Here is a 9,946-nt window from a genome sequence, read left to right as displayed (position 1 = left end):
GGAGCTGCGGCACGCTGCGATCTTTTGATTTTTTGAAAGCAAGGTCAAAAGATCGCAGCGTGCCGCAGCTCCTACAGGTTTTTGTAGCGTTAGCGTGATCCGGGCCAGCCGGCCTTGGCCAGTGCGGCGAGCAGCGTTTCCTTGTCCAGCCCCGGCACCGCATGCCCGTTGCCCTCAGTACTCTCGCTGGCGAGCAGGGCGTTGATGATCGCTTCTTCGACCGCTTCGGTGGCGGCCAGGAAAAGTTCGCTGATGTGGTCGTTGTTGACCATGCGCAAGCCGTCGCAGGTCGGCGCGCCTTTGCCCTCGTAGGCAGCGGGCGGCACCTGTTCGTTGCCGGTGGCGAAGGCGATGAAGATGTCACCGCTGTGGTCTTCGTTGCCGCCGCCGCTGCGCGCCAGACCAAGGCTGGCGCGCTGTGCCAGACGCGTGCATTGATGCGGCAGCAGCGGTGCGTCAGTGGCCAGGCAGACCACGATCGAACCCATGCCCGGATGCGGCAGCGAAGCCCGTAGGAACGGCGAATCGACCTGTTCCATATAACGGCCCACCGGATAACCGTCGACCCGCAACTCGCTGCGAATGCCGTGGTTGGCCTGCACGATCGCACCCACCGTCCAGCCGCCCTGAGCGCTGCTCAAACGCCGTGAGGCGCTGCCGATGCCGCCCTTGAATTCATGACAGATCATGCCGCTGCCGCCACCGACGGCGCCTTCTTCAACGGCACCGGCATGCGCGCAATTCAGCGCCTCGGCGACATGCTCGGGCTTGACGTGAAAACCGTTGATGTCGTTGAGCAAGCCATCGAAGGTTTCCAGCACCACCGGCATGTTCCAGTAGAGCCGACCGTCGTCCGGTTGCTGTTGGCGATCCAGCGCAATCAACGCATCGCGCACCACGCCAAGGCTATGGGTGTTGGTGAAGGCGATGGGACTGGTCAGCAGCCCGGCCTCGCGAATCCACTCAAGACCGGTGGCATCGCCGTTGCCATTGAGTACATGCACCCCGGCAAAACACGGTAGCTGGTTGCTTGAGCCACGGCGCGGTTCGATCACGGTGACGCCGGTGCAGATGTCGCGTCCGCTGTCGCTGCGGCCACGCACATTACTGTGGCCGACGCGCACGCCGGGGACATCGGTGATGGCGTTGAGCGGGCCGGGTTGCAGTTGGCCGATGCGGATGTTGAGGTCACGGGCACGAGGTTTCATGGGTTGTCTCTCTATAACAAGGCAGAAATGAATGAGTGGGGCTGAACACAAAACCCTGTGGGCGCGTGGCTTGCCCGCGAAGGCGTCCGTCCAGCCAATGCATGTGTCGCCTGACACTCCGTCATCGCGGGCAAGCCACGCTCCCACAGGTTTTGTGTGGTTTGCAGGTGGGGTTACTGGCCGTTCTTGACCTTGCTCCACACCCGCGTGCGCACGCGTTCGGTGGCTTTGGGCAGCGGTTCCAAGGTGTACAACGTGGCCATTGCCGCGGCCGACGGATACACCGCCAGGTTATCCCGCGTGGCAGCAGCCACCAGGGGCGTCGCGGCGCGGTTGCCGTTGGGGTACGACAGGTGATCACTGACCGGCGCGATCACTTCCGGGCGCAGCAGATAGTCGATGAACGCCAGACCCTGAGTGCGGTTCGGCGCATCCTTGAGCAGCACCAGCGTGTCAAACCACACCGGCGCGCCTTCCTTGGGCAGGCTGTAGGCGATCTTCACGCCGTTGTTGGCCTGTTCGGCGTTGGTTTTGGCTTCGAGCATCGCCCCCGACCAACCGACGGCCACGCAGATGTTGCCGTTGGACAGGTCACTGATGAATTTCGACGAGTTGAAGTAGGCGATGTGCGGGCGCAATTTGAGCAGCAGCGCTTCGGCTTTCTGATAGTCCTCGGGATTGGTGCTGTTGGGCGGCAACCCGAGGTAGTGCAGGGCCACCGGGAGCATTTCCGACGGCGAATCGAGCATCGCCACCCCGCACTGTCCAAGCTTGGCGAGGTTCTCTTCCTTGAATACCAGGTCCCAGGAGTCCAGCGGCGCCTTGTCGCCGAGGGCGGCGCGCACCTTGTCGACGTTGTAGCCGATGCCGTTGGTGCCCCACAGATAAGGCACGGCGTATTGATTGCCGGGGTCGTTGTTGGCCAGTTTGCTCAGCAGATCGCTGTCCAGATTCTTCCAGCCCGGCAGTTGATCGCGCGGCAGCGGGGCGAGGGCGCCGGCCTTGATCAGCGTCGGCAGGCTGAAGTTGCTCGCCACCACCACGTCGTAACCGCTGCGGCTGGTCAGCAGTTTGCCTTCGAGCACTTCGGCGCTGTCGAAGGTGTCGTAAACCGGCTGAATGCCGCTGTCGCGCTTGAAGTCAGCCAAGGTCGTGGGGCCGATGTAGTCGTACCAGTTGTAGACGTGCACGCTCGGTGCATCGGCGGCACTGGCGACGGATGCGACGCCAAAACAGGCGAGCAGGCCAAGGTTGATGCCCCGGTTGATATAGCCACGACGACAACGCATGATGCGGCACTCCTGGCCTGCGGCAGGCCGGTGATTGACAGGAGTGCTCAGCCTATCGGGGCGGGCACGCCTGACCCATTCCCATCATGGGTTACTCAAAAGGGGTAGAGCGTGGACGCGTTGTTGCAGGAGTTGCCGGTGCACCAAAGTCTGGCGCGGGTGTTTGCCGCCGTCGGCCAGGACGCTTTCTGGCGCGTGCTGGTCGACACGCTGCGGCTGCTGGTGCCGCTGGACAACGCGCTGGTGGCGCTGATGAAGGCGGGGCAGGCACCGCAATTGCTGATCGACTTCGACAGCAAGGGCCGCGCCGACGAGCAGGAAGAACTGGCCAGCTACACCGCTGGCATGTACCTGCTCGATCCGTTCTACCAAACCGCCTCGACCGGCATCGCCGACGGCCTGCACAGCCTGGCCTCGGTGGCGCCCGACCAGTTTCTGCACAGCGAGTATTACCAGAGCTACTTTCGCTCGGTGGTCGGTGAGGACGAGTTGCAGTTCATGATCAACATCGACGGGGGTGTACTGGGCCTGTCGCTGGGGCGCTCGACGGCTTTCGATCTGGTCGAGCAGGGCCGTCTGTTGTGCGTGCGCGACTGGGTGCTGGCGGCGATGCGCCGTCACGTGCAGCTATTGCCGCCGCAAGGGACCGGCACCGAGCCGCTGGCGGGGGATCTGGCGACGCTGCTCGATCGCTTTGACGCACGTCTGACCCTGCGCGAAGTCGACACCGCGCGGCTGATCCTGCAAGGTTTCTCCAGCAAGGCCATCGCCCAGCAGATGGGGATTTCGCCGGAGACGGTGAAGGTCCATCGGCGCAATCTCTATCACAAGCTCAACGTGAACGGGCATGGTGAACTGTTTGCGCTGGTGTTGCGTCCCCCCACTTCCTGACCCACCAAACCCCTGTGGGAGCTGGCTTGCCAGCGATGAGGGCGGCACAGCTGACATCCTCGTTACCAGAAACACCGCCATCGCTGGCAAGCCAGCTCCCACAGGGATCAGCGGTGTTGGCGGGGTGTCAGGTCAGTCGAAACGTTTGAACACCAGCGCCTTCAGGCCGCTCTCGGGATCGACATCCGGAAACTCCGGCGGATTCTCCAGCCGCTGCTCAAAGCGCAGACTCGGCGCCTCTTGAGTCACGCCATCAATCAAAAAGTCCGAACCCAACGACGGATCATTCATGCACGCCAGCACCGTGCCGTCTGCCGTGAGCAACTCCGGCAAGCGACGCAGCACCCGCTGGTAATCCTTGGTCAGCAGGAAACTGCCTTTCTGGAATGATGGCGGGTCGATGATCACCAGGTCGTACGGGCCGCTGTTGATCACCTTGCCCCAGGACTTGAACAGGTCGTGACCAAGAAAACTCACCTTGCTCAGGTCATGCCCGTTCAAGCGGTGATTGTCGCGACCACGGCTCAGGGCCGCGCGGGACATGTCGAGGTTGACCACGTGGCGGGCGCCGCCTTCGATGGCCGCCACGGAAAACCCGCAGGTGTAGGCGAACAGGTTCAGCACGCGCTTGCCCTCGGCCTGCTCACGCACCCAGTTGCGCCCGTAGCGCATGTCGAGAAACAGCCCGGCGTTCTGCTTGCGGCCCAGATCGACGCGGTATTGCAAGCCGCCCTCGACGATGCTCATCTCGTCGATTGCATCCCCCAGCAACCATTCGGCGGTGCTTTGCGGCAAATAGCGATGTTGCAGCAGCAGGGTGTGGGCGCCGGACTGCTGCCACTCGGCCGAGGTGCTGAGGTCGAGCAGCACGTGCTTGAGCGCTTCGAGCTGTTCCGGTGCCGGTTCCTTGAACAGCGAGACCAGCACCACGCCTTGCAGCCAGTCCACCGTCAGTTGCTCCAGCCCCGGCCAGCAACGCCCGCGGCCATGGAACAGGCGACGGGTTTCGCTCGGTGCGGCCGCCAGTGCTGGCAACAAGTGGGCGCGGAGGGTGGCGAGGGCTTCAGGGTTCATCAGTCACGGTCGGCAAGCAAAAGGGCCGGCATTTTAACCACAAAAACCGCCTGACGAACGCCCGACAGCCAAGGCCACTGACGACTGTTAAGAAAAGACCTGTATCAAAAATGAATTTATACAGGGCGCGCTGCTCATACCTGATAAGCAGCGGATTTGAGCCGCTAAGTCGTTAATGCAATTCAGGGAGTGCCAGTTCATGAGTCCAACACCGACGCCGAGCGCGCACCTTCCTGGCGGGTTGATTCTGGTGGTTGAGGACGACCCGTTGATTCTGGAATTTCTCTGCGAAATTCTTCAGGAGGAAGGTTTCAAGGTCGAGCCGCAAACCAGTGCGGATGCCGCCAAGCTGTATCTGGAGGCACACGCGCCGGAAGTCGCGCTGCTGCTGACCGACATCACCATGCCCGGTGAAATCAACGGCGCGGGGCTGGCCAATCTGGTCGGCGAGCGCTGGCCGGACAAACCGGTGATGGTCATGTCCGGTTATGAAACGCCGGAGACTTCCGGGGTCAAGCACCCGGTGGCGTTCATCAAAAAGCCCTGGGCCATCGGCCAGTTGCTCGATTGTGTCGACAGCGCGTTCAAATCCAAGGCCGCGCGTCTGCACTGAGTCTTCGGGTCGAACCGCCGGGCAAAAATGCTACATTGCCCGGCCAATCCGCCCAGTTCTGTCAAAGGATGCGACCTTTTGTCTGCTCACGATAACGTCTTCGATCGCGCGTTCGGCGCGTTCCTGTTCGACATGGACGGCACCGTCCTCAATTCCATTGCTGCTGCCGAGCGCGTCTGGGCGGCGTGGGCCGAGCGCCACGGCGTGGATGTCGAAACGTTTCTGCCGACCATCCATGGCGCCCGCGCCATCGACACCATCCGCCGGCTGAACCTGCCGGGGGTTGATGCCGAAGCGCAAGCGGCGTTCATCGCGCAGGCGGAAATCGATGATGTCGAAGGGATTGTGCAGATTCCCGGGGCCGCGGCGTTTCTCGACAGCCTGCCTGCGCAGCGTTGGGCCATGGTGACGTCGGCGCCTCGGGATCTGGCGTTGCGCCGCATGGCGGCGGCGGGGATTGCCGAGCCAGCGGTGATGATTACGGCTGAGGATGTAACGGCCGGCAAGCCTGATCCGGCCGGGTATCGTCTGGCCGCGCAGCGTCTGGGCCTTGATCCCGCCGATTGCCTGATTTTCGAAGACGCCACCGTCGGCATCCAGGCTGCTGAAGCGGCCGGAGCGGCGCTGATGATCATCACCACAACGCACCAGCATCCGCTCGACACCCGCCACGCGACGATCGACAGTTATGAGCCGCTGAGCGTCACCGCCAACAGCCAAGGCCAACTGCACCTGCAAAAGACCTGATATCACCCATTCCCTGTAGGAGCTGCCGCAGGCTGCGATCTTTTGCCTTTGATTTTCAAAAGCAAGATCAAAAGATCGCTGCCTTCGGCAGCTCCTACAGGGTCAGTAGACGCCCGGTAACAAGCGCCAGCTACGTGCGCAATAAGCCTCGTACTCCGCACCAAACTGCCCGCGCAGCAACGCTTCTTCCGAGTGGATACGCGCGATCAACGGAATCAATGTCAGCGCCGCCAGAATCAACCCGACACTGGAACGAAACGCCAGCGCCCAGCCCACGGCATTGACCACCAAGCCCAGGTAGCTCGGGTTGCGCAGGCGCGTGTAAATGCCGTCGGTGACCAACCGATGCCCCGGCTGAATCGCCACCAACCCGCTGAACCGTCGGCCCAGCACAAACACCGGCCACAGACGCAGCGCGCCACCGACGATAAACAGCAGAGCACCGAGCCAGCGCACGCCTTCAGCGCCGAAGGTCCAGAAGTCGATGCGATCGCAGTACGCCGGCAGAAAACCGCTGAGCAGACCGATGACGCCGAACGCCGGAATCACCCAGCGATTGGCCCGGTCCTCGCGCTCGCCCGAGCTCATGTTCACATCGGTGAACAGCGACGCCAGCACCATCAATACCGTGGCCAGCGCCACCAGCACCAGCGCCCCATGGGAGAAGAACACCGCCGGCCCGCCGATGCCCCACACCGCCAGCCCCAGATAGGCAAGGGTGGCCAGCACCGCGACCACGGTCATTTGCGCAGACATTTTCATGGTGTTCTCTAAAAAGCAGCTGACCCTTTCAGTGTAGAACGCCGCTCAACCCGCGAAGGCGTCGGATCGTTCGCGACCGGTCTTTGGTCGGCCACGTCTTCATACGGGCGACATCGCGTCTACGCTGATCCATTCCTTCTATTCGTCCGTGTATTGCCTATCGAAGAGGTGAACCCATGAAAATCGACTTGAGTGGAAAACTGGCCATCGTCAGCGGCAGCACGGGTGGCATTGGTCTGGGCATCAGCCAGTCGCTGGCCGAAGCCGGCGCCACGGTGGTGGTCATCGGGCGTGAAGCGGCCAAGGTCGAGCAAGCGCTGGCGAGCATTCGGCAGCAGGTGCCGGGTGCGCAATTGCGGGGTCTGACGGCGGATCTGGGCACCGCCGAAGGCGCGGAAAAACTCTTCGCCGCTGAACCGCGTACAGACATTCTGGTGAACAACCTGGGGATCTTCGACGCCGTGGATTTCTTCGACACCCCGGACAGCGAGTGGACGCGCTTCTATGAGGTCAACGTGATTTCCGGCGTGCGCCTGTCGCGCCATTACGCGCCGGCGATGGTCGAGCAGGGTTGGGGGCGGATCATTTTCCTGTCTTCGGAATCCGGCGTGGCCACCCCGGCCGACATGCTCAACTATGGCGTGACCAAAAGCGCCAACCTCGCGGTATCCCATGGCTTGGCCAAGCGTCTGGCCGGCACTGGCGTGACGGTCAATGCGATCCTGCCGGGGCCGACCTTTACCGGCGGCGTGGAGCACATGCTCAAGGACGCCGCGGCCGAGTCCGGTCGCAACCTGCGCGACGAAGCCGACGCTTTCGTCCGCCGGGCGCGGCCGACCTCGATCATCCAGCGGGTGGCCGACGTTGCCGAGGTGGCGCATCTGGTCACGTACATCGCCTCGCCGTTTTCCTCCGCCACCACGGGCGCGGCCTTGCGCGTGGATGGCGGTGTAGTCGACAGTATGGCGATCTGAGTTCAACGGCCTCTATCAGGGTGACCTTGAGGCGCTGCGGGCCAATTCCCCGGCCTGATCATCCAACATAAAAAACGGTGGGAGCTGGCTTGCCAGCGATGACGGTGTTTCAGTCGAATAGATATTGACTGGACCGCCGCCATCGCTGGCAAGTCAGCTCCCACAGGGGATGTATCAGTTTGAAAGATCGGGCGAATTCAGGACTGCGAAATCAAGCTCTGCCGGCAATCCAGCACCAACTTCGCACCGCCCAGCTCACTGCTGGCCACCTCAAGATTGAAGCCATGCAGGCTGACAATCGCCGCGACAATCGACAGGCCCAGGCCGAAGCCGCTCTGCGGTTGCCCGCCTTCGGCCCGATAGAAACGCTGGAACACCGCCTCACGCTCGGCTTCGGGAATCCCCGGCCCGGAATCGTGGACTTCGATCCGCGTATGCCCGCCGTCATTCACACCACGCAAAATCACCGTGCCCCCCGCCGGAGTGAACTTGATCGAGTTGCTCAACAGATTGGCCAGCGCCTCGAACAACAACGCGCGGTCGCCATTGAGGGGCGGCAGGGTTTCCGGCATGTTCAGCACGAACAGCAGTTCGCCTTCTTCGGCCAATGGCAGGTAAAACTCATGCAATTCTTCCAGCAATTGCACTGGATCGAGCTCGACAAATCCTGAGCGCCGTTGACGATCTTCCAGTTCGGAAATCCGCAGCAAGCCGCGAAACCGCGCCATCAGCGTATCGGCCTCGGCCAGCACCAGATCCAGTTGCGCCGCTGCTGGCGAACCTTCGCCGGCCTGTTGCTGCATGCGATACAACTGCGCGCGCAGGCGCGTCAGTGGCGTGCGCAAGTCATGGGCGATGTTGTCGCACACGCCTTTGACTTCGTGCATCAGCCGTTCGATGCGATCGAGCATGGCGTTGACGATGGCGGCGAGCATGTCCAGTTCGTCGCGGCGGTTGGACAGCGGCAAACGGTGAGTCAGGTCGCCGGCGACAATGGCCTGGGCGCTGTCCTGAATCGCGCGGATGCGCCGCAGCGGCCGACGGCGCAACAAATGCCAGCCGGCAATCCCCGGCAGGATCGTCAGTGACACACCCCAGAACAAGGCATGCAGAATGATCCGCGTCACGGCGAACAACGAACCGTTATCGCGCAGCAACACCAGCCAGCGGCCATCGCGGGTCTGGGTCGCCACCGCGTCGCAGCTGTCGGCGGGCAGGGTCGGGTCGTCGGAATCGGCGCAGTCATCCAGGGTGTGGATCTTGCCATCCAGCGGCAGGCCTTCGGGCAGTTGCTGCAAGGCGCCACCGAGGTACACGCCCTGGGCGTCGAACAGGCCGTAGGCGTCGATGCCGCGGATGTCGAAGGTCATGCTGGCGGCGAGGGCTTCTTCCAGTTGCTCACCGCGAAAGTGCGAAAACAGATGCTGACGTTGCATCAGCGAATGCTTGGCAAGGTTATCGAGGTAGCTGGAGACTTCGAAGTACATGACCCCCATGAGGATTGCGCTCCAGGCCACGAACAGCGAACTGTACAGCGCCAGCAGACGACTGCTGGAGGAGCGCCAGCCGTCAGACGGGTTCGGCAATGACATAACCCGAGCCCCGTACCGTGCGAATCAGCGGAACATTGCCCGCCGCGTCGATCTTCTTGCGCAGACGACCGATGTGCACGTCGATCAGGTTGGTGCCCGGGTCGAAGTGATAGCCCCAGACTTCTTCGAAAATCATCATCCGCGACAGGATCTGGCCGCTGTTGCGCATGAGGAATTCCAGCAACTTGTATTCGGTCGGCAGCAGCGTCAGCACCTGCTCGGCGCGGCGTGCTTCGTGGCTGATCAGATCCAGTTCGAGGTCGGCCACCTGCAATGTGGTGGCCTGGGTGGCGACGCTGTTCTGGCGGCGTAGCAGCACTTCCACGCGCGCGGCCATTTCGTCGGTGGCGAACGGCTTGGTCAGGTAATCATCGCCGCCAGCCCGCAAGCCGCGCACACGCTCGTCGACATCGGAGAGCGCGCTGATCATCAGAATCGGCGTGGCCACGCCCATGGTACGCAGGGTGGTGACGATGGCCAGGCCATCGAGTTCCGGCAACATGCGGTCGAGGGTAATCAGGTCGTAGTTACCGCTGACGGCACGGTCCAGACCTTCGCGGCCATTGTCGACCCAATCCACTTCCAGGCCGTGGCTGCTGAGTTCGGCAACGATTTCACGGGCAGTCACGGCGTCGTCTTCGATGGTCAAAATACGAGTCATAGAGCAGGCCTTGATCGGTTCAAACGGGATGGCAGCATTTTGCCAAGTATTTTCCGTCGCGCTTTAAATTAACTTTCATGTATAGCCTGTCACAAACGCAGATTCGGGTGCCCGGTTGTTTTGCCGTCAATGCAG

10 protein-coding genes are annotated in these 9,946 nt (G+C 62.3%); 4 read left to right on the top strand and 6 right to left on the bottom strand.

Annotated elements, in window-relative coordinates; translation table 11 throughout:
* Window positions 1-89: 89 nt before the first annotated feature.
* Both OC71_RS01175 and OC71_RS01170 read right to left on the bottom strand, forming a co-directional pair.
* Complete coding sequence (locus OC71_RS01175) at window positions 90-1,208, bottom strand: P1 family peptidase (protein WP_041063018.1); 1,119 nt, start codon at window positions 1,206-1,208, stop codon at window positions 90-92.
* 173 nt (window positions 1,209-1,381) lie between these two features.
* Window positions 1,382-2,497, bottom strand: coding sequence for a polyamine ABC transporter substrate-binding protein (locus OC71_RS01170; RefSeq protein ID WP_041063006.1), 1,116 nt, complete (start codon window positions 2,495-2,497; stop codon window positions 1,382-1,384).
* Window positions 2,498-2,608: 111 nt separating this feature from the next.
* On the opposite strand from OC71_RS01170, the gene OC71_RS01165 reads away from it, so the two are divergent.
* Window positions 2,609-3,388: a LuxR C-terminal-related transcriptional regulator gene (locus OC71_RS01165; protein WP_041063003.1), complete on the top strand. Its 780-nt coding sequence runs from the start codon at window positions 2,609-2,611 to the stop codon at window positions 3,386-3,388.
* A 132-nt stretch (window positions 3,389-3,520) separates the two neighbouring features.
* Here OC71_RS01165 and OC71_RS01160 read toward each other — a convergent pair whose 3' ends face one another.
* Entirely contained in the window at window positions 3,521-4,462 is a 942-nt protein-coding gene (locus OC71_RS01160) for a class I SAM-dependent methyltransferase (RefSeq protein ID WP_041063000.1), read from the bottom strand.
* A gap of 199 nt (window positions 4,463-4,661) precedes the next feature.
* On the opposite strand from OC71_RS01160, the gene OC71_RS01155 reads away from it, so the two are divergent.
* Window positions 4,662-5,075, top strand: coding sequence for a response regulator (locus tag OC71_RS01155; RefSeq protein ID WP_041062997.1), 414 nt, complete (start codon window positions 4,662-4,664; stop codon window positions 5,073-5,075).
* A 78-nt stretch (window positions 5,076-5,153) separates the two neighbouring features.
* Entirely contained in the window at window positions 5,154-5,822 is a 669-nt protein-coding gene (locus OC71_RS01150) for an HAD-IA family hydrolase (RefSeq protein ID WP_041062994.1), read from the top strand.
* A gap of 102 nt (window positions 5,823-5,924) precedes the next feature.
* On the opposite strand, the gene OC71_RS01145 is transcribed toward OC71_RS01150, so the two are convergent.
* Window positions 5,925-6,584, bottom strand: coding sequence for an isoprenylcysteine carboxylmethyltransferase family protein (locus OC71_RS01145; RefSeq protein ID WP_041062991.1), 660 nt, complete (start codon window positions 6,582-6,584; stop codon window positions 5,925-5,927).
* 176 nt (window positions 6,585-6,760) lie between these two features.
* On the opposite strand from OC71_RS01145, the gene OC71_RS01140 reads away from it, so the two are divergent.
* On the top strand, window positions 6,761-7,558 hold the full coding sequence (locus tag OC71_RS01140; protein WP_041062988.1) for an SDR family NAD(P)-dependent oxidoreductase: 798 nt from the start codon (window positions 6,761-6,763) through the stop codon (window positions 7,556-7,558).
* A 197-nt stretch (window positions 7,559-7,755) separates the two neighbouring features.
* On the opposite strand, the gene OC71_RS01135 is transcribed toward OC71_RS01140, so the two are convergent.
* Window positions 7,756-9,150, bottom strand: coding sequence for a HAMP domain-containing sensor histidine kinase (locus OC71_RS01135; RefSeq protein ID WP_041062984.1), 1,395 nt, complete (start codon window positions 9,148-9,150; stop codon window positions 7,756-7,758).
* Window positions 9,128-9,811 (bottom strand): response regulator transcription factor, encoded by a 684-nt coding sequence (locus tag OC71_RS01130; protein ID WP_003223938.1) that lies wholly within the window; start codon window positions 9,809-9,811, stop codon window positions 9,128-9,130. Before OC71_RS01130 ends, OC71_RS01135 begins: the two co-directional genes overlap by 23 nt.
* Between the last annotated feature and the right edge of the window lie 135 nt (window positions 9,812-9,946).

Source organism: Pseudomonas sp. W15Feb9B (genome assembly GCF_000828175.1).
GTDB classification, from domain to species: Bacteria; Pseudomonadota; Gammaproteobacteria; order Pseudomonadales; family Pseudomonadaceae; genus Aquipseudomonas; species Aquipseudomonas parakoreensis.
Note: the sequence above shows the minus strand (reverse complement) of the source record. Positions and strands in the feature narration are given on the sequence as shown.

What these genes read in the sequence shown, in the direction of transcription:
- OC71_RS01135 (WP_041062984.1), bottom strand. Translation starts at nt 9,150, where the DNA reads ATGTCATTGCCGAACCCGTCTGACGGCTGGCGCTCCTCCAGCAGTCGT.
- OC71_RS01155 (WP_041062997.1), top strand. Translation starts at nt 4,662, where the DNA reads ATGAGTCCAACACCGACGCCGAGCGCGCACCTTCCTGGCGGGTTGATT.
- OC71_RS01170 (WP_041063006.1), bottom strand. Translation starts at nt 2,497, where the DNA reads ATGCGTTGTCGTCGTGGCTATATCAACCGGGGCATCAACCTTGGCCTG.
- OC71_RS01130 (WP_003223938.1), bottom strand. Translation starts at nt 9,811, where the DNA reads ATGACTCGTATTTTGACCATCGAAGACGACGCCGTGACTGCCCGTGAA.
- OC71_RS01145 (WP_041062991.1), bottom strand. Translation starts at nt 6,584, where the DNA reads ATGAAAATGTCTGCGCAAATGACCGTGGTCGCGGTGCTGGCCACCCTT.
- OC71_RS01175 (WP_041063018.1), bottom strand. Translation starts at nt 1,208, where the DNA reads ATGAAACCTCGTGCCCGTGACCTCAACATCCGCATCGGCCAACTGCAA.
- OC71_RS01160 (WP_041063000.1), bottom strand. Translation starts at nt 4,462, where the DNA reads ATGAACCCTGAAGCCCTCGCCACCCTCCGCGCCCACTTGTTGCCAGCA.
- OC71_RS01140 (WP_041062988.1), top strand. Translation starts at nt 6,761, where the DNA reads ATGAAAATCGACTTGAGTGGAAAACTGGCCATCGTCAGCGGCAGCACG.